Raw genomic sequence first — 24,882 nt, 5'->3', positions numbered from 1 at the left:
CACAGGCCGGATACGCCTCACGTTCGTTTTCGCGCATTCAGCGTATCAACAAAGGCCATCGCTAAACCGACGATAAGCCCGGCGATGTGCGCGCCGTTCGCCATAGACATGCCAAACCAGTCAAACCAACCAGCGACTATCCACAATAATGCAAAAATAATTAAGCCGCGCTGAAGGTAAATTCCGCTTTGCGGATCGCGCTCTCCGCGCAGCCACACGTACCCCATCAGCGCATAGACGACGCCAGACAGTCCGCCAAACCACGGGCCGCTAAATTTCTGCTGTACATAGCCGCTTAGCAGCGCGCTTATCACTGTAATGACGATTAATTTACCGCTGCCCAGGCGCTTCTCTACCGCCCCGCCGAGATACCACCACCACAGCAGGTTAAAAAGAATATGCATCAGTGAGAAGTGCATAAAGATATGGGTGAAGTAGCGCCAGACTTCAAATTTTAAAACCGGATCGAACGGCCACGCCAGCCATACCATCACCGTCTGATCGCCGATGAGACTCATCGCGATATAGACCACCACGCAGGCGAGCATCACGATCCAGGTAACAGGGCCGGCTCGTTCACGCAGCGTGGCGAGAAAGGGAAAACGGCGGTAGCGTAGCCCGCTGTTAGTCTGTCCGGACTGCCAGCTAGCCGCCAGATAACGCGGATCGCCGGGATTTTCTATAAACCGCGCCAGCTCGACCCGCACACGTTCGGCCTGCGATTCATCTGCCAACCAGATATCGCTTTGATTATGTTGCTGAATAGTAAGAATGACGCCCTGGGTGGCCATGTAATCAACAAATGCCTGCGCCACGCGAGGATTCGCAAAGGAAGTAATCATCAACATTATTGCTGTCGCTTAGTCCATACAAAAGAAGACAGTATATATACCCTTCTCGTCGGAGGCTGCATCTTTATGGGATTACGCGCCATTCGCGACATCGGCAGGGAAACGGCGATGCCAGGCCTCAAACCCGCCGTCAATGCTGTAAACCGCATCATAGCCTTGCTGGAGCAGATACTGCGCGGCGCCTTTACTACTGTTGCCGTGATAGCACATTACCATCACCGCGGTATCGAAACCATGCTCACGCATAAACGCGCCCAGCGTATCGTTAGTCAAGTGAAACGCCTGCGGCGCATGACCCATGGCATAACTTTGCGGATCGCGAATATCGACCAGCACCGCCGCGCCCTGGCGCAGTTTCTGATACGCCTCTTCTACAGTGATACATTCAAATTGTTCCATGAATCGCTCTTTCATTATTGCCGGTGAAGCCAATTAAGGCATTTTATCGCCCAGTGTACGTTGACGGAGTAGCTTAACGCCATAATGTTATACATATCACTCTAAAATGTTTTTTCGATGTTACCAATAGCGCGTTTCTTTGCTATTATGTTCGATAACGAACATTTTTGAACTTTAACGAAAGTGCAAGAGGGCAGCATGGAAACCAAAGATCTGATCGTGATAGGCGGGGGCATTAACGGTGCAGGCATCGCGGCTGATGCCGCCGGACGCGGTTTGTCCGTACTCATGCTGGAAGCGCAGGATTTGGCCTGCGCGACCTCATCCGCCAGTTCGAAACTTATCCACGGCGGCTTACGCTACCTTGAACACTACGAGTTCCGCCTGGTCAGCGAAGCGCTGGCAGAACGTGAAGTGCTGTTGAAAATGGCGCCGCACATCGCCTTCCCGATGCGTTTTCGTCTGCCGCACCGCCCGCATTTACGTCCGGCCTGGATGATCCGTATCGGTCTGTTTATGTACGATCACCTCGGCAAACGTACCAGTTTACCCGGTTCCACCGGTGTGCGGTTTGGCGCAGATTCGGTGCTCAAACCGGAAATTGTGCGCGGATTCGAATATTCCGACTGCTGGGTAGACGATGCGCGTCTGGTGCTGGCTAACGCACAGATGGTGGTGCGTAAAGGCGGCGAAGCCCTTACCCGTACTCGCGCAACCGCCGCTCGTCGGGAAAATGGTCTGTGGATTGTCGAAGCGGAAGATATCGACACCGGTAAAAAATATGTCTGGCAGGCGCGCGGACTGGTTAACGCCACCGGACCGTGGGTCAAACAGTTCTTCGACGAAGGGATGCACCTGCCGTCGCCGTATGGCATCCGCCTGATCAAAGGCAGCCATATCGTCGTGCCGCGCGTCCATAATCAGAAGCAGGCGTATATTCTGCAAAACGAAGATAAGCGTATCGTCTTTGTCATTCCGTGGATGGAAGAGTTTTCGATCATTGGCACAACCGATGTCGAATATAAAGGCGATCCGAAAGCGGTAAAAATTGAAGAGAGCGAAATTAATTACCTGTTGAAGGTCTATAACGCGCACTTCCAGAAACAACTGGGGCGCGATGACATCGTCTGGACGTACTCCGGCGTCCGTCCGCTGTGCGATGATGAGTCCGACTCACCGCAGGCGATCACTCGCGATTATACCCTTGATATTCATGATGAAAACGGCAAAGCGCCGCTGCTTTCCGTGTTTGGCGGTAAGCTCACGACCTACCGTAAGCTGGCCGAACACGCGATGGAAAAACTGGCGTCTTATTATCCAGGCATCGGGCCAGCATGGACCAAAACGTGCGTACTGCCCGGCGGCGACATCGACGGCAGCCGCGAAGATTACGCGGCGAAGCTGCGTCGTCGTTACCCATTCCTGACGGAATCGCTGGCGCGCCACTATTCGCGCACTTACGGCAGCAACACGGAGTGGATTCTCGGCGAAGCCACGTCGCTGCTTGATTTAGGCGAAGATTTCGGTCATGAGTTTTACGAAGCGGAACTCAAGTACCTGGTGGATCACGAATGGGTGCGCCGTACTGAAGACGCTATCTGGCGTCGCACCAAAGAAGGCATGTGGCTGACCGCCGAGCAGCAGTCCCGCATCACCCAGTGGCTGGCGGCGTATATTGAGAAACACCAACTTTCACTGGCGTCGTAATAAAATCCGGGGCGGTTTATACCGCCCTTTTCGCCACATACCGCATTCACTCGCCGGGTTTTGTACAGCCGGGCATATGATTAGTGATACGGTAGCGATCGACACTTATTTTGGTAATAAAGAAGGGTTTTGCCCGCGCTTCGCTATTCCAGAGAGTTTTCCCCGTTTTACACCAGCTTTTATGAGTAAAGTTGGCATAATGAACCACGCTCTCCTCCCCCAGCACGCTTTCAAAATGCGCGCGTTTATCACCGTCGGCCACGCTAAAGTCAGCATAAAAAAGATTGCTGTCCAGGTTAAACGTCATCTCTATTTCACTGGCGGACGATGGAAAGAACACAGGTAGCCAGGTCCAGATACCGGATTGCTCGGGTATGGCGGCATAATCAGGAAAATAGCTTACCTGGCGATCATCGCAGGCGGTCAGCACAGCGATGATGATTAATGCTGCACCACACCGGAGGACCTGATTAATCAGCTCAGCAACAATATCTTTATGCCACGAAGTGGATTCACGCCGTGCAATACGAATATCAGCGCCACTGGCCGGGTCTACGCCTACCCGTTCCACATATAATTTAACATCTTCCATTTAGTCCCTTTATTTCGCGGCCGGATACAGCGGCACATATCCCACATCCTGTACCAACTGTTGTCCCTGCGGGCTTAGAAACCAGTCCACCAGCTTTTGTGTTTCCGCTGTGGGGTGCTCACGGGTGACCATATAAACATCAACCGTGTACGGGTAACTGCCGTTACGAATATTTTCAACCGTCGGGGCAACATCGTTTATCGCCAGTAATTTAATCTCTTTATTGCTGTGCATCTGCGTAGCGTAATAACGAAAGGTATAGCCAATGGCGTTGTGCGTATTGCGATACTCAGCCACGATATCCACCATTTCCCCCATTGCGGTTGCCACTGATGTTGTTTGCGCTGGCATCAGCTTTGTTTCTTTCATTACCTTCGCCAGCATCGCCGTTTGGCTGCCAGAGTTTTCCGGTCGCTGCCAGGGCTTAATGTCGATTGCCTCTCCGCCTACCTCATTCCAGTGGGTGATTCTTCCGCTAAAAATGCCGCGAATTTGTACATCACTCAACGATGACACGGGATTGTTTTGGTTGACGATAAACACAAACGCTTCACGTGCAAAGGGGGTGTAAACCAGTTTTACGCCACTGGCCTCGGCCAATTGCTTTTGAGCAGTGGAAGGCTGGGCGACAAAAATAAGATCGGCATTACCGTTAAGGATATTTTGATAGGCTTCAATGGTTCCCTGGTTTTCAAGGTAGTCTTCAGGGCAGATATCATCCGGAAAGCGCGTAAGCGCATAAAAAGCCGAGGCGTATAACGGCAAGCCAGCCGTTGCGCCATCGAGCCGCGGCCAATTTTGAGTGAGCAAAAGTGTCGGTTCATCGCGCAGCCCGGTTAGCTTGTTGCCCCATGTGTGCGCCTGATAATCGCGGAAATAAAGATATTCACTGCTCTCGGGAGCGGGATACTTCACGGCATAAAGATGTGACTGGTATACGACACAGCTCCCGAAAAACAGCAGGCAAATCACCAGCAGATTACGACAAGAGTAGCCCGCACCGCCGCGTAGCACTCCCCAACGCGCACCGCCATACCCCAATGCAAAACAGAGCTGCGAGCCAACCGGGATGAGCAACACTGCCCATACCCAGCCGTTGAAAAAGGATATTACGCTGGGTACTAACCAAAGCGTTTGCACCACCTGGGCGATGGGTTTACGCCCTATCGCGTGAATATTAAGATCGGTGAGAAACATCAGGATGACCCACCCCATCAGCACCACCAGAGCGGGCATAAGCAGGCAGCAATCACGCCATTCTGGATTTACCTCTGATGCATTTCCCTTTCCCCATATTCGGCCACAAAGAAAAATTAACCCTGCGCCCAGAAGCGCTACCGGGATAATGGTCGCCTTCTCAATAGATTGCGCGACGGGGATACTATTTTCAAGAACGCTAATGCACGCCCACATTCCCCCCACGATAATCGTAATAATGTTCACCAGCAGCGGCACGCCGATAAACGCCATTATGATTGACAAAAAAAGCCAATTAGCATTTTTCATTTTTCTATCCGCTAATCCCTGCGATAACGGAAGTATAAACCCGGTAGTCCTGAGCCCACCCATGCATTTTTCTGAAATCGCGACGTTAAAACATTCACGATAGCGGCAGACAGAAGTTGAAAGTTCCGGCTGCCGTTTTTTATTTACAGGCTCACATTAACCTGCAAGATCGATCTTTTTCCGCGCCTGCCCAACAGCATCGGCGGCCCGCAATGCCGCCTGCACAGCCTCCGGCGTAATGGTAAACGGCTCGTTGTGTATCGTTTCCCCAGTTTGACAAGAGGCCCTGGCAACGGCCAGCAGTTCATCATCGCTAACGCCAGCCAGACCAATATCCGCCAGCGTGGTGGGCAAGCCTATATCTTCACAAAATTGATAAACCTCCTCGATAAGCTCAGGCGCTCTATCGGTGAGCATAAGCATTGCCAGCGTGCCAAACGCAACCTTTTCCCCATGCCAGTATTTGTGCGTGGCGGGCAGTACCGTCAGACCGTTATGAATGGCGTGCGCCGCCGCCAGCCCACCGCTTTCAAAACCGAGCCCGGATAATAGTGTATTCGCTTCGATAACATGTTCGAGCGCTGGAGTAACCTGATGTTGTTCACAGGCAAGCTTCGCCAGACGCCCATAGCGCATTAAGGTGGTGTAGCAAAAGCGCGCCAGCTCAAATGCGGTCATCGGTCCTGGCCTGGTGGTCATATTGCCTGCCCCTTTGATGCGGCAATCTTCCGCTTCAAACCAGGTTGCCAGCGCATCGCCTATCCCGGAAACCAAAAAGCGTACCGGCGCGGCAGCAATAATACTGCTGTCCACCAGCACAAGCGTCGGGTTACGTGGAATCATCAGGTAGCGTTTGAATTGCCCTTCTGGCGTATAGATAACAACCAGTGAACTGCACGGCGCATCCGTTGAGGCCAGAGTAGGAACCACGGCAATAGGCAACCGCAGGCTGGCGCCGGTTGCTTTTGCCGTATCCAGGGTTTTCCCACCCCCCATACCGACAATCACATCGGCGCCAATTTCCTGCGCGCGTGCGGAGATGCGAGCAATTTCCTCATCACTGCACTCGCTACTGAACACTTCGATATCAAATTCAATCACCCCGTGCAGTGCTGTTGCAACTGTATCCCGGTAGGTGTTGTGAACAACAGGATCCTGCAAAATCAGCGCCTTATGACCGAGTGCGGCCAATTCCTGCGGGAGATGCGTTGTCAATGCTCCTTTACCCTGAACATATCGTGACGGAAAGATCGCGGTAGTAACCATTGTTTCTCCTTAAAAAGCATTAAAGTTCAATATACAGAACACAAATTCCACATAAAGAATTTAATGCTGTTTACTCTGAACGCACAATGACCAGGTGAGAGCATCATCTTATCCTGTGAGGCAGCGCACAATTTTGGCTATGTATTAGACCGATGAGCAGTTTCCATTGGGCTATCCGCTCTTTCTCACCTTATCTCCGTTCATTTTTGAAGCAAATCACAAAATATAACCTTCCTTAGAGTATGGAATTGACGCTATATGAATACGTCGGCATAGTATCAATATACAGAACAGTAGTTCCATATACAGAACATATTTTTGATACTAAAGGGATGCAATGATGAGCATTGAAATAGAGAAACCGACCACACGAGGGCGCTGGCTGCATATTATTCCAGCCACGATCCTCGTTTATATCGTGGCCTATATGGACAGGACCAATATCGCCATTGGGATCGCAGGCGGCATGGATGAAGATTTAGGCATGACGGCTTCTTTTGCCGGTCTGGTCGCCGGGATCTTCTTTATTGGTTATATCTTCCTGCAAATTCCCGGCGGTCAGATAGCCGAGCGGCTAAGCGCCAAAAAGTTAATTGCCTGGACAATCGTCGCCTGGGGTGGCTTTGCCCTGCTGACCGGTTTTGTTCAGACACCGACGCAGTTGTTGATTATTCGCTTTGTGCTCGGCGTGGCGGAAGGTGCTGTGTATCCCGCCATTCTGGCGCTGATTGGCCACTGGTTCCCAAATGAGGAGCGCGCCAGGGCTATCGCCTATTTCCAGATGAACCTGGCCGTCGCTTCTATTATTACCGGGCCGCTTTCCGGCTGGCTTATTGAAACCTACGGCTGGCGGGAGATGTTTATCATCGAAGGCTTGCTCTCTCTGGGACTGCTCTTTGTCTGGCTACCTTTGGTTTCCGATCACCCGCATCAGGCAAAGTGGCTGGATCCGAAAGAGCGCGCCTGGATCGAACAAAAATTGCTGGCCGATCGCGCGTTGAGTATTGGCGGAGAGCAAAGCAGCATTCGCGGCGTATTAAAAAGCATCAACCTGTGGAAGCTTGTCGGTATCTATTTCTTCGTACAGGTCGGCTTCTATGGCTTCGCACTATGGATGCCAAATCTGATTAAACACCTGACCGGCAGCGGCATGACCATCGTTGGGGTACTCACTGCGGCGCCTTACGTTCTGTGCATCATCGGTCAGTATTACATCGCCAAATGGTGTGATAAAACGATGAATCGCCGCCTTTACACGGCTATTCCTCTGCTGGGTTTCGCGGTCTGCCTCGCCCTCTCCTTATTACTGAAAGATAACGTCTGGCTCGCCTACGGCATGATGGTTATTTGCGGGTTCTTCCTGCAAGCCTATGCCGGTCCATTCTGGACGCTGCCGCCATTACTCTTCGCCCCCAACGTTCTGGGCGGCGTGCGCGGCACGATCAACGCCCTGGGCAACATCGGCGGCTTTATCGGTCCGTACCTCGTCGGGCTGTTAACGGTGACGTTCTCGCAAACAGCAGGAATGACCGTACTGGTTGCCGCCCTGCTTATCGCCGTTGGACTGCTTTTCAGCTTACCTTCTGTTACCGCTCGTCCTGCAGGTAGCAGCAACACACCTAACACCTCGACGCCGGGTGCGTCACTTAAACAGGAAGGAATCGCCAAATGAGCCAAAAATGTCAACATGCTCGCGACCTGTGGTCGCAGCTCGACGCCCTGCGTCTTGGAATGAATTACAGCAAAGAAGATGTCAATAAACTGCAGGTCCTGGTGGATGATTGCTATGGCGAAAGTCATCCGGGCAGTTTCCATCTTAACCAACTGGGCGATGAAGCCGTGCTGGGTGTTCATGAAAGCGGCGGTCGCGCGGTCCGTCACCATGTGACGGATATCTGCGACGGCTGGGGTCAGGGCCACGATGGGATGAATTACATCCTGGCATCTCGAGAAGCTATTGCCAACATGGTCGAAATTCATGCCTCAGTGGTGCCTTATGATGCTGGTATTCTGATCTCAAGCTGCGATAAATCTATCCCGGCGCATCTGATTGCCGCCGCACGCCTGAACCTGCCGCTGCTGCATATTCCCGGCGGTTCTATGCGTCCGGCACCGAATATGAGTACTTCTGACCTCGGCGGGATCACTGCTAAGTTGAAGAAAGGCGAAATCGGCATTCAGCAAGTAGAAGCCATGCAGCAATGCGGTTGCCCCACCGCCGGAGCCTGCCAGTTTATGGGAACGGCCAGTACCATGCAGTGCATGTCGGAGGCCTTGGGGCTGGCCCTGCCAGGCAGCGCTTTGCTGCCATCGACCCTGGCGGAAATTCGCCGCGTTGCCAGAACTGCAGGCCACCAGGCGCTGTATCTGGCGGAGAAAAATATCACCACCCATAAGATCCTGACTCCTGCTGCGTTTGAAAATGCTATCAAAGTCCATGCTGCTATTGGTGGCAGCACCAATGCGATGATCCACCTTCCGGCCATCGCTCATGAACTTGGATGGGAGCTGAAGCCCGAACTGTTTGATCGGATCAATAACGAAATCCCTTATCTGACCAATATTCAGCCCAGCGGTGAATACGTTACCGAAATGATGTGGTTCGCTGGCGGCGTGCCAATGGTGCAATGGTATCTGCGCGATTATCTGGATCTTGATGTTCTTACCGTGACTGGCCGTACGCTCGGCGACAACCTGGAAATGCTCCATCAATCCGGCTTCTTTACCCGCAACCACGGTTACCTCAACAATTACAAAGTCAGTCCGGAGGCGGTAATCCGTAAACCAGAAAATGCCACCAAAAAAGGGTCGATTGCGGTACTGAAAGGCAACATCGCGCCTGAAGGAGCGGTCATTAAATACGCGGCCTGTGCGCCGGATATGCACCACCATACCGGTCCTGCTCGGGTCTTTAACTCCGAAGAAGACGCTCAGCAGGCCATTATCCATAACCATATCGAACCCGGCGACGTCATTTTCATTCGCTACGAAGGCGCAAAAGGCTCTGGCGCACCGGAAATGCTGATGACCACCGATGCCATCGTGTATGACAAACGCCTCGACGGAAAAGTCGCATTGATTACCGACGGTCGTTTCTCTGGAGCGACCAGCGGGCCATGTGTCGGACACGTCTCGCCAGAAGCCGCTGATGGCGGGCCGATTGCCCTGGTGGAAGATGGTGATTTAATCGAAATGGATGTGAAAGGCCGCAAGCTCAATATTGTAGGGATCGACGGGATGCCTAAAACAGAAGAGGAAATACGCCGCTGTCTTGAAGAGCGTCGAGCAAGCTGGAAGAAACCTGATTATTCAAACCGTCGCGGCGTCTTTAAACAGTTCACCGCTAATGCAACATCATTAATGGCCGGAGCCTGGCTTAAATAATATCCCTGGCGGGCTACGGCTCGCCTGTTTTAAGGATCAATACATGACTCAGATTACGAAATTTCACGGCGTATTTCCGCCAGTTCCGACCATTGTTAATGCGCAGGGAGAGTTAGATAAAGTCGGCATGGCAACCTTGCTGGATCATCTTATTGCAAGCAAGGTCAATGGCGTATTACTGCTGGGCAGCGGGGGGGAATTTTGCCATATGACCAATGCGCTGCGTCTGGAAACCGCAGAGTTTTGCGTCCGTCATATTAACCGCCGTATTCCAGTACTATTAGGTATTAGCAGCACCAGCACGCAGGAAGTGATTGAGTATGGTCAACATGCCGACCGACTCGAAGTCGATGCCGTGCTGGTACTCAATCCCTACTATGCCAGATTGACCGATGAGTATATTTATCATCATTTCAAAACCGTGGCTAATAACATAAAAAGCCCGGTCATTCTCTACAACTTTCCAGCATTGACGGGACAGGACCTTAGCGTTGATTTAATTACCCGGCTGGCGCAGGATCACCCCAATATTATCGGCATTAAGGATACCGTTGATAATATCAGCCATATTCGTGAAATCATCAATAATGTCAGGCCAGTGCGTCCGGACTTCGTTATTTTCTCCGGCTATGATGAATATATGATGGATACGCTTATCTTAGGCGGCAACGGCGGGATCCCAGCGACAGCAAACTTTGCGCCGCAGCTAACCTGCGGGATCTACCGCGCGTGGTGTGAAAAAGAGTATGAGACAATGTTCGGATTACAGCGCAGGCTGTCCGCGCTTTCCACTATTTACAGCCTGGATTCACCTTTCTTCGGGATAATCAAAAAGGCAATTCAGCTTAGCGGAGTCGATATTTCAACTCATGTAATGCCCCCCGTTTTGCCGGCAAATGAAGAACATATTTCGAATTTGAAGCAGATCTTACAGCGTGCGGGACTTTAAGCGATGACGAAAGCGGGCTTCTTGCCCGCTATGTCTTTTTATTTCAGCACATCAGACGCGTCAGGCTACGGCTGGCATCCATCATCAGCGTAGCAAGCGACTCGCGTTTATCATCGGGGATCTGGAACGTAACGCCGGATACGCTCAGGGCGGCGATCACTTTCCCCTGCGTATTGAATACCGGCACCGCAATGCAGCGCACGCCAAGGGAGTCTTCTTCGTTATCATAACCCCAGCCGCGACGGCGAATTCCTGCTAACTCCTGCTTAAGGATATTCACATCCGTGATCGTCGTATCCGTAAAACGCGTTAATATCTGATCTGGAGGCAGCAACTCCTCCAGCTCTTCCCCGCTAAGCCATGCAATCAGCACCTTTCCCAGCCCTGAGCTATGTAATGAGAGACGCTTGCCCTCCCAGCTTCGAATCACAATAGCCTGTGGGCTTTCGACTTTCAGAAGGTAAATAGGGGCATCGCCCTCCAGAACGCCAAGATGGCAGGTCAGGCCGGTGTTATCGCGAATCTCTTCAAGAATCGGTAACGCGATTTTTTTAATATCGTACTGTTCCGCCGCTTTATTACCTAATTCATACAGGCGTAGCCCCAGATAATACTTGTCTTTTTCCTGGCGTAATAACCCATGCTCCACCATGCCGTTGAGCAAAGATGAGGTACTGCTTTTCGCAATCCCTGAATTTTGATGGATCTGGGTAAACGTTGCGCCATCGCACTCCAGAAGGTAAGCAAATACGCGCATAATTTTATCGAGAGCCGGAATAGATGTCGTAATCTTTTTCATATTATTATCAATTAATTATGGATTTTTCTGCTAATACTATACACCAGTACTCAACCCTTTTTCCATGACAGAGACCAAGTGCCGCTAACAGATTCAGCAGACGAATATCGGCATACCCCCCGAATATACCACGATAAAAAACGGGGCCGTTTGGCCCCGTTCTCAAGCGTTAAACCGCTACAACCGCACCGGATCAATATGCCAGATATTTTCGGCATACTCTTTGATGGTTCTGTCCGATGAGAAGTAGCCCATATTGGCAATGTTGAGCATCGCTTTCGTCGTCCATTCTTCCGGGCGACGATACAACTCATCCACCTTATCCTGGCAGTCCACGTAGCTGCGGTAGTCCGCCAGCACCTGATAGTGATCGCCAAAGTTAATCAGCGAATCTACCAGATCGCGGTAACGGCCTGGCTCTTCCGGATTAAAGACGCCGCTACCAATCTGCGTCAGTACCTGATGTAGCTCTTCATCTTTTTCATAATAGTCGCGAGGCTTATAACCCTGCCTGCGCAACGCTTCCACCTCTTCGGCAGTATTACCGAAGATAAAGATATTCTCCTCGCCGACATGCTCCTGCATCTCTACGTTCGCGCCATCCAGCGTACCAATGGTGAGCGCGCCGTTCAGGGCAAATTTCATATTACTGGTGCCGGAAGCTTCTGTCCCTGCCAGCGAAATCTGCTCAGACAGGTCGGCAGCGGGAATGATCACCTGCGCCAGGCTGACGCTGTAGTTCGGGATAAACACTACTTTCAGCTTGTCGCCAATCTGCGGATCGTTGTTAATCACTTTCGCTACGTCGTTGATCAGATGAATAATGTGTTTTGCCATGTAATAGGCGGAAGCCGCCTTACCGGCAAAAATATTCACCCGCGGCACCCAGTCGGCCTCCGGATTTTCTTTAATGCGGTTATAGCGGGTAATGACATGCAGTACGTTCATCAACTGCCGCTTGTATTCGTGAATACGCTTAATCTGCACGTCGAATAACGCTTTAGGGTTCACCACCACATTCAGTTGTTGCGCTATCACTACCGCCAGCCGTTTTTTATTTTCCAGCTTCGCCTGACGCACCGCATGATTGACCAGCGGATAATCACAATGCTGCTTCAGCTCGCTGAGCTGACTAAGATCGGTACGCCAGGTACGACCAATATTCTCATCCAGCACGTCAGACAGCGGCGGGTTTGCCAGCGCCAGCCAGCGGCGCGGCGTAACGCCGTTAGTGACGTTACAAAAACGGGTCGGAAAAATCTTCGCAAAATCCGCGAACAGCGACTGCACCATCAGGTTGGAATGGAGTTCAGAAACGCCGTTGACTTTATGGCTGACCACCACCGCCAGCCAGGCCATCCGTACCCGGCGGCCGTTCGACTCATCAATAATCGACGCGCGTCCAAGCAGGCTGGTATCGTTGGGATATTGCTCCTGCAACGTTTTCAGGAAATAGTCGTTAATCTCGAAGATAATCTGCAGGTGACGGGGCAGAATTTTCCCCAGCATATCGACAGGCCAGGTCTCCAGCGCCTCGCTCATCAACGTATGGTTGGTATAAGAGAAGACCTGACAGCACACCTCAAACGCGTCGTCCCAGCTAAATTTATGTTCATCAATCAGCAGGCGCATCAGCTCCGGAATTGACAGCACCGGATGCGTATCATTGAGGTGAATGGCGATTTTATCCGCCAGATTCTCATAGGTTTTATGCAGTTGATAATGACGGTGCAGGATATCCTGCACCGTCGCCGAGACCAGAAAATACTCCTGGCGCAGGCGTAGCTCTCGTCCGGAATAGGTGGAATCGTCCGGGTAGAGCACCCGTGAAACGTTCTCAGAGTGGTTTTTATCTTCCACCGCCGCAAAGTAGTCGCCCTGGTTGAATTTACCGAGGTTGATTTCACTACTGGCCTGCGCATTCCACAGCCGCAGTGTGTTAGTGGCGTCGGTGTCGTAACCGGGGATGATCTGATCATACGCGACGGCCAGAATCTCTTCCGTCTCAATCCAGCGCGCTTTTTTACCTTCCTGCTGAATGCGCCCGCCAAAAAGCACTTTATAGCGTGTATTGTGGCGCTTGAACTCCCACGGGTTGCCATATTCCAGCCAGTAATCCGGAGATTCTTTTTGCCGCCCGTCGACAATATTCTGCTTAAACATGCCATAATCGTAGCGAATGCCATACCCGCGCCCCGGTAATCCTAGCGTCGCCAGCGAGTCCAGGAAGCAAGCCGCCAGCCGTCCTAAGCCGCCGTTGCCAAGCCCTGGGTCATTCTCTTCATCGATCAGCTCTTCGAGATCTAAGCCCATGGCCTCCAGCGCGCCTTTAACGTCATCATAAATGCCCAGCGAGAGCAGCGCGTTAGAGAGGGTACGACCAATCAAAAACTCCATCGACAGGTAATAAACCTGCCGGGTTTCCTGCGATAATTGGGCTCGATTAGAACGCAGCCAGCGCTCCACCAGACGATCGCGCACCGCGAACAACGTGGCGTTCAGCCATTCATGTTTATTGGCAATGACCGGGTCTTTACCAATCGTAAACATCAGCTTATAGGCAATAGAATGCTTAAGCGCCTCAACGCTGAGTGTGGGCGATGCATAAGTAAACGGAGCATTCATATAAATGATTCCTGGATGACTATTTCAAGCGATAGTACAGCTCGCGGTATGATTTCGCGGCAACTTGCCAGCTAAAATCCATCGCCATCGCCTGCCGTTGTACAAACCGCCAAAGCGAAGGCCGTGACCACAACACAAAAGCACGCCGAATCGCGCGTAGCAACGACCAGGCGTTACTGTCTTCGAAGACAAAACCGCTGGCGATACCGTCCGCCAGATTTTCCAGCGAACTGTCGGAGACCGTATCGGCCAACCCCCCGGTACGCCGCACCAGAGGCAGCGTGCCATACTTTAAGCCATATAACTGCGTTAAGCCGCACGGTTCGAAACGACTGGGCACCAGAATAACGTCCGCGCCGCCCATAATGCGATGCGAGAAAGCTTCGTGATAGCCGATCTGTACGCCAACCTGCCCTGGGTGTTCCGCCGCTGCCGCGAGGAACCCTTCCTGAAGCACCGGATCGCCCGCGCCGAGTAGCGCCAACTGCCCGCCCTGCTCCAGCAGCCCCGGTAACGCCTCCAGCACCAGATCCAGACCTTTCTGGTTAGTCAGACGGCTTACCACGGCGAACAGCGGCACTTTGTCGTTAACCTTCAACCCCATCGCAATTTGTAGCTGACGTTTGTTTTCCGCCTTCTCTTCCAGGGTATCGCGCGTGTAGCGCGACGCCAGCAGCAGATCGGATTCCGGGTTCCAGATCTTCTCATCCACGCCGTTCAGTATGCCGGACAAGCGCCCTTCCAGATGACGCTGGCGCAGCAGGCCTTCCATACCATAAGCAAACTGCGGTTCAGTAATTTCACGCGCATAGGTCGGGCTCACCGCCGTTATATGGTCGGCATAGTACAAACCGGCCTTCAAAAAGGAGAGTTGTCCGTTGAACTCCAGCCCAAGCATATTAAAGAATGACCACGGCAGTTCGATGTCATCCATATGCTTTGCATAAAACATGCCTTGATAGGCCAGGTTGTGTACGGTAAAGACCGATTTCGCCGGCCGCCCGCGCGCCGCCAGATAGGCGGGCGCCAGCCCAGCGTGCCAGTCATGGGCGTGCACCACGTCGGGGCGCCAGAATGGATCAAGTCCGCAGGCCATTTCACAGCCGACCCACCCTAACAGAGCAAAGCGCAGCACGTTATCGGTATAGGCATATAAATTCGTATCGTGATAGGGACTGCCTGGACGCTCGTACAGATGCGGCGCGTCGATCAGATAAATGCCCACGCCGTTATAATGCCCGAACAGCAGCGATATCTTACCTGCGAAAGTATCGCGGCGGCTCACCACATGCGCATCGGGTATCCCCCGATGGATATCGGGAAACCCTGGAAGCAGAACGCGAACATCAACACCATCCGCAATTTGTGCCGCAGGCAACGCGCCTATCACATCCGCCAGCCCCCCAGTCTTCAGCAGGGGGAACATCTCTGAACATACATGTAAAACCTGCATTATCGCTCCTGTTTGACCTGCAGTTTGCGCAGCATTTCACGCGTGACCAGTACAATACCTTCTTCTGAACGGTAGAAACGACGAGCGTCCTCTTCCGCATTTTCACCAATCACCATGCCTTCCGGGATAATACAGGCACGGTCAATAACACAGCGACGTAAACGGCAGGAGCGTCCTACCCAAACCTCAGGTAACAACACTGCCGAATCAATATTACAAAAAGAATTTATTCTCACCCGTGGGAAGAGCACAGATTGCACCACCACCGAACCGGAGATAATGCAGCCGCCGGAGACCAGCGAGTTCAGCGTCATACCGTGGCTACCGGAGCGGTCCTGCACGAATTTCGCAGGCGGTAGCGATTCCATATGCGTACGGATAGGCCAGTTCTGGTCATACATATCCAGCTCCGGCGTCACTGAGGCTAAATCCAGGTTCGCCTTCCAGTAAGCTTCCAGCGTACCTACATCGCGCCAGTACGGTTCGGCTTGTGGATCGGACTGCACGCAGGAGAGCGGGAAAGGATGCGCGTAAGCCATACCTTCGCGGGTGATTTTGGGGATAATGTCTTTACCGAAATCGTGGCTGGACGCGTCATCTTTATCGTCTGCCGCCAGCAATTCATACAGGTAATCGGCGTCAAAAACGTAAATGCCCATACTGGCCAGCGCTTTGCTGGCGTCACCAGGCATCGCGGGGGGATTCGCCGGTTTTTCGACAAAATCAATAATCTTGTCGCTTTCATCGACCGCCATCACGCCGAATGCCGTCGCTTCTTTGATCGGCACCGGCATACAGGCCACCGTGCAACGCGCGCCCTTTTCAACGTGATCGATCAACATACGCGAGTAGTCCTGCTTATAGATATGATCGCCTGCCAGGATGACGACATATTCCGCTTTATAGCGACGAATAATATCCAGGTTCTGGGTCACCGCGTCTGCCGTGCCGCGATACCAGTTTTCGCCCTTCATACGCTGTTGAGCTGGCAGCAGATCGACAAATTCGTTCATCTCTTCGCTAAACAGTGACCAGCCGCGCTGAATATGCTGCACCAGCGTATGGGACTGATACTGAGTGATCACACCGATACGGCGAATCCCGGAGTTCAGACAATTAGATAAGGCGAAATCGATGATGCGGAACTTCCCACCAAAGTGGACGGCTGGTTTGGCGCGTTTGTTCGTTAAATCTTTTAGACGCGTGCCGCGGCCGCCGGCCAGGATTAGGGCAACAGATTTCAATGGCAGCTGGCGCGCCAACATTACACGATCGTTCTTCTCTAAACTCACCATGATTAACTCCTTTTTTATCCTCTCTGGAACACACACAGTCCATGCGCAGGTCCCTGCCAGACCGCCGTTATCACCGGATTATCCTCTCCAGCGAATGGGGGAACGGCGCGCCATTCCCCTTCGGGTAAAACTATATCTGTCACCTCAAGCGTGGCATTTATCGCAATCAGAAAACGGTCCGACAACAGAATTTGCATCAGCTTAGGCCCGTTTTGCCACTCATCCGCACTCAAGGGTTGCGCGTTTTTATTCAGCCAACGCACGTTGCCATCGCCTTCTTCCCACCAGCTATTGCCGGTTAAAGCCGGTATCTGCTGACGCAAACGAATCAGCGCGGCGGTAAACGTGGTTAACCCACGGTTTGCCTGCTGCCAGTCCAGCCAGGTTAAGGCATTATCCTGACAGTAGGCGTTATTGTTGCCGTGCTGGCTATGGCCGTGTTCATCGCCTGCCAGCAGCATCGGCGTTCCCTGAGAGAGCAGTAGCGTCGCCAGCAGGGCATGAATGCTGTCGCGCCGCCGCTCCATTAAATCAAGCGGACCGCCTAATCCTTCTTTACCATGATTGTCGCTGTAATTGCTGTTGGTGCCGTCCCGATTTTCCTCACCGTTCGCCTCATTGTGTTTCTGATTGAAACAGACGCAGTCCCGGAGCGTAAAACCGTCATGCGCCGTGAGCAGATTGACAGAGGCGCCGGGCGCGCGGCCATTGCGTTTAAACACATCGCTGGAAGCGGCGAAACGACAGGCAAACTCCCCGGTCGTCAGGTTACGCGGCAACCAGAATCGGCGGGCCGCATCGCGAAAATGGTCGTTCCACTCGGCAAACGGTGGCGGAAAATTCCCGACCTGATAGCCGCCCTCGCCAATATCCCACGGTTCAGCAATCAGCTTGACCGTTGATAACACAGGACACGCTTTAATCGCGGCGAACAGCGGCGCATCCTGGCGAAACGTCGGCGTGCGCCCCATGACGGACGCCAAATCAAAACGAAAACCATCGACATGACAGTTTTCCACCCAATAGCGCAAACACTCACACGCGTATTCCACCACGCCGGGATGGCTTAAATTGAGCGTGTTGCCGCATCCCGTCCAGTTGTGATAATCGCCATCGTCCCTTATCCAATAATAGCTACGGTTATCAATTCCGCGCAGGGAGAAGGTTGGACCGTCCAGATCCAGCTCGGCGCTATGGTTTAATACGATGTCCAGAATGACCTCAATCCCCGCGCGATGCAGCGCTTTCACCGCATCGCGAAACTCGTCCAGCGCCGTCTCGGGCGAACTGGCCCAGGCGGGATGCAGCGCGAACATCGCCATCTGGTTATAACCCCAATAATTGGTCAGCCCCATACGTTGCAGGCGCGGCTCGCTGGCAAACTGCGCCACCGGCAACAGTTCCAGCGCCGTAATGCCAAGCTGTTTGAAGTACGCCACCATGACCGGATGACCGAGCGCTTTATAGGTGCCGCGTATCTCCTGGGGGAGTTCCGGATGCAGGTAGGTAAGCCCTTTGACATGCGCTTCATAGATGACCGTTTTTCCCCACGGCGTGCGCGGCGCGGCGTCATCTTCCCAGTCATAATGGTCGCTGATTACCACGCTTTTCGGCGCCACCGCCGCGTTATCGCGGTAGTCCGGTTCATCGTGTCCGCCGTGCAACAGCGGATGATCTTTTAGTTCGCCCTCGACCCGGCGCGCATAAGGGTCAAGCAGTAACTTCGCCGGATTAAACCGATGCCCCTGCGCTGGCTGCCACGGGCCATGTACGCGATAGCCATAGCGCAAACCTGGCCTGGCGCCTGCCAGATAACCATGCCAGACATCGCCGCGACGTCCTGGCAGGTCATAGCGACGCTCATTCCCTCGGGAATCAAAAACGCACAGCTCTACGCGCTCCGCATGGGCGGAAAAGAGCGTGAAATTCACGCCATGACCGTCATACGTTGCGCCATGCGGCGTTGCTTCGCCGATCGCAAGCTGCGTCATTCCCCCTCCCGCATCAGCCAGATCGTCGCCAACGGCGGTAACGTCAGGTTAAGAGAGTGCTGACGGCCATGGCTTTCGATCTCATCGCTGTGCACCACGCCGCCATTGCCGGTGTTGCTACCGTGATAATGCATCGAATCAGTATTGAGAATTTCACGCCAGCGTCCCGGCTGGTTGATGCCAAAGCGGTAGTCGTGGCGAGGAACGGGCGTAAAGTTGCTGGCGACGATGATCTCGTTACCGGCTTTATCACGGCGTACAAAAATCAGTACCGAGCGTTCATTGTCATCGACCACCAGCCACTCAAAGCCGTAAGCATCGAAATCCAGCTCATGCAACGCTTTATGGTGGCGATAGGTGTGGTTGAGATCGCGCACCAGACGCTGAACCCCGTGGTGCCAGTTATCGCCCCCCTCCAGCAGGTGCCAGTCGAGGCTGGCGTCATGGTTCCACTCGCGTCCCTGGGCAAACTCATTCCCCATAAACAGCAGTTTCTTGCCGGGGAAGGCCCACATCCAGCCATAATAGGCGCGCAGGTTGGCAAATTTTTGCCACGCATCGCCCGGCATACGATCGAGAATGGATTTCTTGCCGTGAACCACCTCATCGTGCGACAGCGGCAGAACAAAGTTTTCGGTATGGTTGTACAACATACCAAAGGTCAGCTTGTCGTGATGATACTGGCGGTACACCGGGTCCAGCTTCATGTAGTCCAGCGTGTCGTGCATCCAGCCCAGATTCCACTTGTACCAGAACCCCAGGCCGCCCGTTTCCGGTGGACGCGTCACGCCAGCGAAGTCTGTCGACTCTTCCGCCATGCTGACTGCGCCGGGCACCTGCTCGCCAATAATGCGGTTGGTATTGCGCAGAAACTCAATGGCTTCCAGGTTTTCACGACCGCCGAACTCGTTCGGTATCCACTCGCCCTCTTTGCGGCTGTAGTCGCGGTAGATCATAGAGGCCACCGCATCGACACGCAGCGCATCAATCCCAAAACGCTCCATCCAGTACAGGGCGTTGCCCACCAGATAATTACTGACTTCACGACGACCATAGTTGTAGATCAGCGTATTCCAGTCCTGGTGATAGCCCTCGCGCGGGTCGCTGTGCTCATAGAGGTGGGTGCCGTCAAACTCCGCGAGGCTAAATTCATCAGACGGGAAATGGCCCGGCACCCAGTCGAGAATGACGTTAAGGCCCGCCGCATGGGCCGCATTGATGAAATAGCGGAAGTCGTCCCGCGTACCAAAGCGGCGGGTCGGCGCGTAGAGGCCGGTCGGCTGGTAGCCCCAACTGCCGTCAAACGGATGTTCGTTGACCGGCAAGAGTTCAAGGTGCGTAAAGCCCATCCATTTGGCGTAAGGCACAAGCTGATCCGCCAGCTCACGATAGCTCAGCCAGAAATTGTTATCCGTATGGCGGCGCCATGAACCTAAATGCACCTCATAAATCGAGATCGGCGCATCAAACTGATTGGCTTTTTGTCGTTCTTCGCTTGGCGTCACTTTCTCCGGCAGTCCGCAAATCATCGACGCCGTTTCCGGACGCATCTGCGCCTCAAAAGCATAGGGATCGGCTTTAATGCGCAGATTACCGTTCGCATCAAGCAGCTCGAATTTATACAGTTGTCCATTATGCGCGCCGGGGATAAACAGCTCCCAAATACCGCTCTCTTTGCGCAGACGCATCGGGTGGCGACGCCCATCCCAATAGTTGAATTGCCCGACAACCGAAACGCGACGAGCATTAGGCGCCCAGACGGAGAAACGGGTGCCGGTGACGCCATCCATCGTATCGGCGTGCGCGCCCAGCGTTTCATAAGGACGCAGGTGGGTGCCTTCCGACAATAGCCAGGCATCCATTTCCTGTATTAATGGACCAAAACGGTAAGGATCGTCGATGAGGTTCTGCTGTCCGTGCCAGGTCACGGCGAGCTGATAGCGAAAGAAATTTTTACGTCGGGGTAAAACGCCGCAGAAAAAACCGCGAGCGTCGAGACATTCCAGTTTGCCGACTTTACGTCCGGTTTTGGGTTCAATCACCCATACGTCGGTGGCGTCAGGTAATAGGGCGCGGACTTCTAGTCCGGCTTGGGTCTGGTGCATTCCGAGTACGGAAAAAGGGTCCGCAAAATGTCCTGCAATTAGCGCATTAATCACGTCTCTATCGATACGACTGGACATGGTTTGTCATCCTGTTTTGTGGCGTCACTCCATCTCACTGAATTCAACATCAGGTAGTGACACTTCTTTGACCTGAACGGCGCAGCACACTGTGCATCCTATCTGCGTCGTCCTACCTTCAGGTTAGGCTTAATACCCGTGGGATTAAGCTACCCTTAAAGAATAGCCAATGCTCTGCTTAACTCCTGATAAAAATGAAACATCTGCGTTTACTCCTGTATTACGCAAAAAAAAGGGTGACGATGCACCCCTGGTTTAACACAAATTCCCCCGCCGGATGGCGGCGCTGACGCGCCTTATCCGGCCTACAGAACCACACGCAGGCCCGATAAGCGCTGCAATAGCCACTACGCCAACTGGCGCAGCATTCGACGCAGCGGCTCGGCGGCACCCCATAACAACTGGTCGCCTACGGTAAACGCCGACAAGAACTCTGGCCCCATGTTCAGCTTACGCAGACGACCAACCGGCGTAGTCAACGTGCCGGTCACCGCCGCCGGGGTTAATTCGCGCATAGTGATATCACGATCGTTCGGCACCACTTTCGCCCACGGATTATGTGCCGCCAGCAGTTCTTCCACCGTCGGAATGGATACCTCTTTTTTCAGCTTAATGGTGAACGCCTGGCTGTGACAGCGCAGCGCGCCGACGCGCACACACAAACCATCAACCGGGATCACAGAGGCAGTATTGAGGATCTTGTTGGTTTCCGCCTGACCTTTCCACTCTTCGCGGCTCTGGCCGTTATCGAGCTGTTTGTCGATCCAGGGGATCAGGCTTCCCGCCAGCGGTACGCCAAAGTTATCCACCGGCAGCTCGCCGCTGCGGGTCAATGCCGTAACTTTGCGTTCAATATCAAGAATTGCGGAAGACGGCGTCGCCAGTTCATCGGCGACATGGCCATACAACTGACCCATTTGGGTTAACAGCTCGCGCATATGGCGCGCGCCGCCGCCGGAGGCGGCCTGATAGGTCGCGACGGATACCCAGTCAACGAGATTATGGGCAAAGAGACCGCCCAGCGACATCAACATCAGGCTAACGGTACAGTTACCGCCCACAAAGGTCTTCACGCCATTGTTCAGGCCGTCGGTAATCACGTCCTGGTTGACCGGGTCGAGAATAATAATGGCATCATCTTTCATGCGCAGCGTAGAAGCCGCGTCAATCCAGTAACCCTGCCATCCGCTTTCGCGCAGCTTTGGATAAATTTCGTTGGTATAATCGCCGCCCTGGCAGGTCACGATGATATCGAGCGCTTTTAGCGCATCCAGATCAAAAGCGTCCTGTAGCGTGCCGGTGGAGGTGTCGCCGAAGGTGGGCGCCGCCTGTCCAAACTGGGAGGTAGAAAAGAAAACAGGGCGAATAGCGTCGAAATCGCGCTCCTCTACCATGCGTTGCATGAGAACAGAGCCGACCATTCCGCGCCAGCCGATAAAACCAACATTTTTCATAGCGTTTTTTTCCTGCAAAGAGATGTGCTGTGTATGCGCGCCAGTATCCTGTGGCGCATCCTTCACCATACAAAAAGCAGCCAAAGTCGCAAGTGAAATTAATCAATGATAGCGAAGCCATCAGTAATGCGACTTATCCTGCCTTACCGCGCAAGCAGAAAGTCCAGTGGCGATTATCAGGGAATTTGCGTTAGGAAGGGAATCATTTCCGTCGCTGTTTTATTGATCCTAATTATGGATCAGCGTAGAAATTTGCCTGCTTTTATGCGCGTACTGAAACATGGCGAGGCAAAATGTCGTTGGGCGATTGCCATGCACACCTCAATAAAAAAACCGGGTAGCGATTACGCCTTACCCGGCTTACGGTATCGATATGTGCCCGTTTCCAGGCCCGGTAAGCGCAGCGCCACCGGGCAACAAGACTCAGCTCAGCAGTTGGAAAGCAATCATCCCGACAATCGCGCCGACCGTGCCGAGGATAGTTTCCATCATCGTCCAGGTCTTCAGCGTCTGCGCTTCGGTCGCGCCGGTAAATTTACCGAACAGCCAGAAGCCAGCGTCGTTAACATGAGAAACCACAATTGAACCGCCGGCGATACAGATAGAGAGCGCAGCCATCTGCGCGCCGGAGAAATTCAGTTGCTCTATGACCGGCATCACCAGACCGACCGCGGTTAAACACGCCACGGTCGCGGAACCCTGAATGATGCGCACTGCCGCCGCCAGCACAAAGCAGGTAATGGCAATCGGCAGTCCCATACCGGTTAACGCTTCGCCCAGCGCCGGGCCGACGCCGGAGTCAACCAGTACCTGTTTGAACACCCCGCCTGCGCCAATCACCAGCAGGATAATGCCCGCCGGTTGCAGCGCGTGGCCGCAGATTTCCATCACTTTGTCTTTCGGCATCCCCTGACGCATCGCCAGGCCGTAAATCGCTACCAGACAAGCGACCAGAATCGCAGTGAAGGGGTGGCCGATAAACTCAAACCATTCGTAAGCGGTGGAACCTTCCGGCACAAAACGCGCGGCGATCGTTTTCAGTCCTACCAGCACCAACGGCAGCAGGATCAGCGACAGGCTGAAGCCGAAAGAAGGCATTTTACCTTCACCCAGATGCGGCTCGGTAATGTCGTCAGGAATACGCAGCTCAACATAACGGCTGATAAAATTCCCCCACAGCGGCCCGGCGATAATCATGCCAGGAATGGCGGCACACAGGCCAATCAGGATCATCCAGCCGAAATCAGCATGCATCTGGGAAGCCAGCAGCATCGGCGCAGGCCCAGGCAACAAAAACGCCGCGGCTGCCGCCACGCCCGCAAACAGCGGAATGACCAGCTTCACCAGGTTTGTGCCGGTATGACGCGCCATAGAGAACGCCACGCTTATCAGCAGCACAATCGCCACTTCAAAGAACAGCGGAAGCGCGCAAATCAGCCCGGCCAGGCCAATCGCATAGTGCGCGCGGTTATGACCAAAGGATTTAAGCATCTTGACGGCTATCTGATCGACCGCGCCGGTTTCATGCAGAATCTTGCCGAACATCGCCCCCAGCGCGACCACAATCGCCAGGAAGCCCAGCGTGCCGCCCATCCCTTTTTCCATGGTCGCGGCGATTTTATCAAGCGGCATCCCTGAAAAAAGCCCCGCGCCCATTGAGACGACCATTAACGCGACGAAGGCGTGCATACGCGCCTTCATCACGAGAAACAGCAGCAGTAAGACGGAACCGACGGCGGTTAAAACCAGTGTTAATGTACTCACAGCGTACTGCCTTTATTGATGACCTCAATGGTGCTCGCCACGACGCCTTCCAGCGGCTGGTCGATATCCACCACCAGAACATCGCGTTCGTCGGCACCCGGCTCTTGCAGCGTTTCAAACTGCGTCACCAGCATCTGGGTTTTGAAGAAATGACCTTTGCGCGCTTTCAGACGGCTTTCAATGACGTCGAAATCACCTTTCAGATAGATAAAGGAGAGGTTCGGGTTTCCCTCGCGCAGCAGGTCACGATAATGTTTTTTCAGTGCGGAACAGACGATCAGCGAGATTTTATTGGTACGCTGCATCGCGAAAGCGGCGTCGTTCAGCGCCTGTAACCACGGTTTGCGGTCATCATCATTCAACGGCTCGCCGGAAGCCATTTTTTCAATATTGCAGCGCGGATGCAGAAAATCGCCGTCCAGAAACGCGGCATGAAGCTGATGCGCCACGGCGCTTGCGACAGCGGATTTACCGCTGCCTGATACGCCCATCAGAACGTAAACGTGGTGATCATGATTAGTCGTGCTCAAAGCGGGCCCCCACTCTACAAGTTGCAAAATTTGTTACGGGTAACTGTTATCGGTAACATTGTCCAACCGCACCATTCACGACGCAATGACCATTCGTGCCAAAAGTGAATAAGTGTGAGCTACTTCAAAGTTGT

General features: G+C 53.3%; 18 protein-coding genes and 1 pseudogene. 5 read left to right on the top strand and 14 right to left on the bottom strand.

Annotation, left to right across the window (positions count from 1 at the left end):
* Positions 1-17: 17 nt before the first annotated feature.
* Both glpG and glpE read right to left on the bottom strand, forming a co-directional pair.
* A complete protein-coding gene (gene glpG / locus ABVM99_RS17390; protein ID WP_000928705.1) occupies positions 18-848 on the bottom strand; it encodes a rhomboid family intramembrane serine protease GlpG in 831 nt (276 codons plus the stop codon).
* A gap of 75 nt (positions 849-923) precedes the next feature.
* Positions 924-1,250, bottom strand: a complete 327-nt coding sequence (gene glpE / locus ABVM99_RS17385) for a thiosulfate sulfurtransferase GlpE (protein WP_020899329.1) — start codon at positions 1,248-1,250, stop codon at positions 924-926.
* 198 nt (positions 1,251-1,448) lie between these two features.
* On the opposite strand from glpE, the gene glpD reads away from it, so the two are divergent.
* Entirely contained in the window at positions 1,449-2,957 is a 1,509-nt protein-coding gene (gene glpD, locus ABVM99_RS17380) for a glycerol-3-phosphate dehydrogenase (RefSeq protein WP_023194639.1), read from the top strand.
* A gap of 46 nt (positions 2,958-3,003) precedes the next feature.
* Here glpD and ABVM99_RS17375 read toward each other — a convergent pair whose 3' ends face one another.
* The 3 genes from ABVM99_RS17375 to ABVM99_RS17365 all read right to left on the bottom strand — a co-directional run bounded on the left by ABVM99_RS17375 (position 3,004) and on the right by ABVM99_RS17365 (position 6,321).
* A complete protein-coding gene (locus ABVM99_RS17375) occupies positions 3,004-3,549 on the bottom strand; it encodes a hypothetical protein (protein ID WP_023194638.1) in 546 nt (181 codons plus the stop codon).
* A gap of 9 nt (positions 3,550-3,558) precedes the next feature.
* On the bottom strand, positions 3,559-5,118 hold the full coding sequence (locus ABVM99_RS17370; RefSeq protein WP_077684041.1) for a PstS family phosphate ABC transporter substrate-binding protein: 1,560 nt from the start codon (positions 5,116-5,118) through the stop codon (positions 3,559-3,561).
* 93 nt (positions 5,119-5,211) lie between these two features.
* Positions 5,212-6,321, bottom strand: a complete 1,110-nt coding sequence (locus ABVM99_RS17365) for a glycerol dehydrogenase (RefSeq protein ID WP_023194636.1) — start codon at positions 6,319-6,321, stop codon at positions 5,212-5,214.
* A gap of 337 nt (positions 6,322-6,658) precedes the next feature.
* Here ABVM99_RS17365 and ABVM99_RS17360 point away from each other — a divergent pair, with 337 nt between their 5' ends.
* From ABVM99_RS17360 to ABVM99_RS17350, 3 genes are read left to right on the top strand one after another with little or no spacing between them, the layout of a single operon-like run.
* On the top strand, positions 6,659-7,993 hold the full coding sequence (locus tag ABVM99_RS17360) for an MFS transporter (RefSeq protein ID WP_001518078.1): 1,335 nt from the start codon (positions 6,659-6,661) through the stop codon (positions 7,991-7,993).
* Complete coding sequence (gene ilvD, locus ABVM99_RS17355) at positions 7,990-9,705, top strand: dihydroxy-acid dehydratase (RefSeq protein ID WP_000078493.1); 1,716 nt, start codon at positions 7,990-7,992, stop codon at positions 9,703-9,705. Before ABVM99_RS17360 ends, ilvD begins: the two co-directional genes overlap by 4 nt.
* 43 nt (positions 9,706-9,748) lie before the next feature.
* Positions 9,749-10,654, top strand: coding sequence for a dihydrodipicolinate synthase family protein (locus ABVM99_RS17350; RefSeq protein ID WP_000192193.1), 906 nt, complete (start codon positions 9,749-9,751; stop codon positions 10,652-10,654).
* Positions 10,655-10,697: 43 nt separating this feature from the next.
* Here ABVM99_RS17350 and ABVM99_RS17345 read toward each other — a convergent pair whose 3' ends face one another.
* The 7 genes from ABVM99_RS17345 to asd all read right to left on the bottom strand — a co-directional run bounded on the left by ABVM99_RS17345 (position 10,698) and on the right by asd (position 22,454).
* Entirely contained in the window at positions 10,698-11,453 is a 756-nt protein-coding gene (locus tag ABVM99_RS17345; protein ID WP_000724553.1) for an IclR family transcriptional regulator, read from the bottom strand.
* 177 nt (positions 11,454-11,630) lie between these two features.
* A complete protein-coding gene (gene glgP / locus ABVM99_RS17340; RefSeq protein WP_000993424.1) occupies positions 11,631-14,078 on the bottom strand; it encodes a glycogen phosphorylase in 2,448 nt (815 codons plus the stop codon).
* Between the two features lie 19 nt (positions 14,079-14,097).
* The gene (gene glgA / locus ABVM99_RS17335; RefSeq protein ID WP_393927118.1) at positions 14,098-15,531 is read right to left on the bottom strand and encodes a glycogen synthase GlgA; all 1,434 of its coding nucleotides are present in this window, start codon (positions 15,529-15,531) and stop codon (positions 14,098-14,100) included.
* The gene (glgC, locus tag ABVM99_RS17330; protein WP_000253994.1) at positions 15,531-16,826 is read right to left on the bottom strand and encodes a glucose-1-phosphate adenylyltransferase; all 1,296 of its coding nucleotides are present in this window, start codon (positions 16,824-16,826) and stop codon (positions 15,531-15,533) included. The genes glgA and glgC overlap by 1 nt, the downstream gene beginning before the upstream one ends.
* Positions 16,827-16,840: 14 nt before the next feature.
* Positions 16,841-18,817, bottom strand: coding sequence for a glycogen debranching protein GlgX (gene glgX / locus ABVM99_RS17325; RefSeq protein ID WP_023194634.1), 1,977 nt, complete (start codon positions 18,815-18,817; stop codon positions 16,841-16,843).
* Positions 18,814-21,000 (bottom strand): 1,4-alpha-glucan branching enzyme, encoded by a 2,187-nt coding sequence (gene glgB / locus ABVM99_RS17320; protein WP_000098548.1) that lies wholly within the window; start codon positions 20,998-21,000, stop codon positions 18,814-18,816. The genes glgX and glgB overlap by 4 nt, the downstream gene beginning before the upstream one ends.
* Positions 21,001-21,347: 347 nt before the next feature.
* Positions 21,348-22,454 carry an aspartate-semialdehyde dehydrogenase gene (gene asd, locus ABVM99_RS17315; RefSeq protein WP_000799940.1) on the bottom strand — a complete coding sequence of 369 codons (1,107 nt, stop codon included), beginning with the start codon at positions 22,452-22,454 and terminating at the stop codon, positions 21,348-21,350.
* A 126-nt stretch (positions 22,455-22,580) separates the two neighbouring features.
* Between asd and ABVM99_RS17310 the strand changes: the two are divergent.
* Positions 22,581-22,955 (top strand): annotated as a pseudogene (locus tag ABVM99_RS17310) (MarC family protein); the annotation flags it as partial.
* Here ABVM99_RS17310 and gntU read toward each other — a convergent pair.
* On the bottom strand, positions 22,878-24,218 hold the full coding sequence (gene gntU / locus ABVM99_RS17305) for a gluconate transporter (RefSeq protein WP_000105950.1): 1,341 nt from the start codon (positions 24,216-24,218) through the stop codon (positions 22,878-22,880). The pseudogene ABVM99_RS17310 and the gene gntU sit on opposite strands and share 78 nt — an antisense overlap.
* Complete coding sequence (gene gntK / locus ABVM99_RS17300; protein ID WP_000108342.1) at positions 24,215-24,748, bottom strand: gluconokinase; 534 nt, start codon at positions 24,746-24,748, stop codon at positions 24,215-24,217. Before gntK ends, gntU begins: the two co-directional genes overlap by 4 nt.
* Positions 24,749-24,882: the final 134 nt, after the last annotated feature.

The sequence above is a fragment of the Salmonella sp. SJTUF15591 genome, assembly GCF_043356435.1.
GTDB classification, from domain to species: Bacteria; Pseudomonadota; Gammaproteobacteria; order Enterobacterales; family Enterobacteriaceae; genus Salmonella; species Salmonella enterica.
Note: the sequence above shows the minus strand (reverse complement) of the source record. Positions and strands in the feature narration are given on the sequence as shown.

What these genes read in the sequence shown, in the direction of transcription:
- glpG (WP_000928705.1), bottom strand. Translation starts at nt 848, where the DNA reads ATGTTGATGATTACTTCCTTTGCGAATCCTCGCGTGGCGCAGGCATTT.
- glpE (WP_020899329.1), bottom strand. Translation starts at nt 1,250, where the DNA reads ATGGAACAATTTGAATGTATCACTGTAGAAGAGGCGTATCAGAAACTG.
- glpD (WP_023194639.1), top strand. Translation starts at nt 1,449, where the DNA reads ATGGAAACCAAAGATCTGATCGTGATAGGCGGGGGCATTAACGGTGCA.
- ABVM99_RS17375 (WP_023194638.1), bottom strand. Translation starts at nt 3,549, where the DNA reads ATGGAAGATGTTAAATTATATGTGGAACGGGTAGGCGTAGACCCGGCC.
- ABVM99_RS17370 (WP_077684041.1), bottom strand. Translation starts at nt 5,118, where the DNA reads ATGGGTGGGCTCAGGACTACCGGGTTTATACTTCCGTTATCGCAGGGA.
- ABVM99_RS17365 (WP_023194636.1), bottom strand. Translation starts at nt 6,321, where the DNA reads ATGGTTACTACCGCGATCTTTCCGTCACGATATGTTCAGGGTAAAGGA.
- ABVM99_RS17360 (WP_001518078.1), top strand. Translation starts at nt 6,659, where the DNA reads ATGATGAGCATTGAAATAGAGAAACCGACCACACGAGGGCGCTGGCTG.
- ilvD (WP_000078493.1), top strand. Translation starts at nt 7,990, where the DNA reads ATGAGCCAAAAATGTCAACATGCTCGCGACCTGTGGTCGCAGCTCGAC.
- ABVM99_RS17350 (WP_000192193.1), top strand. Translation starts at nt 9,749, where the DNA reads ATGACTCAGATTACGAAATTTCACGGCGTATTTCCGCCAGTTCCGACC.
- ABVM99_RS17345 (WP_000724553.1), bottom strand. Translation starts at nt 11,453, where the DNA reads ATGAAAAAGATTACGACATCTATTCCGGCTCTCGATAAAATTATGCGC.
- glgP (WP_000993424.1), bottom strand. Translation starts at nt 14,078, where the DNA reads ATGAATGCTCCGTTTACTTATGCATCGCCCACACTCAGCGTTGAGGCG.
- glgA (WP_393927118.1), bottom strand. Translation starts at nt 15,531, where the DNA reads ATGCAGGTTTTACATGTATGTTCAGAGATGTTCCCCCTGCTGAAGACT.
- glgC (WP_000253994.1), bottom strand. Translation starts at nt 16,826, where the DNA reads ATGGTGAGTTTAGAGAAGAACGATCGTGTAATGTTGGCGCGCCAGCTG.
- glgX (WP_023194634.1), bottom strand. Translation starts at nt 18,817, where the DNA reads ATGACGCAGCTTGCGATCGGCGAAGCAACGCCGCATGGCGCAACGTAT.
- glgB (WP_000098548.1), bottom strand. Translation starts at nt 21,000, where the DNA reads ATGTCCAGTCGTATCGATAGAGACGTGATTAATGCGCTAATTGCAGGA.
- asd (WP_000799940.1), bottom strand. Translation starts at nt 22,454, where the DNA reads ATGAAAAATGTTGGTTTTATCGGCTGGCGCGGAATGGTCGGCTCTGTT.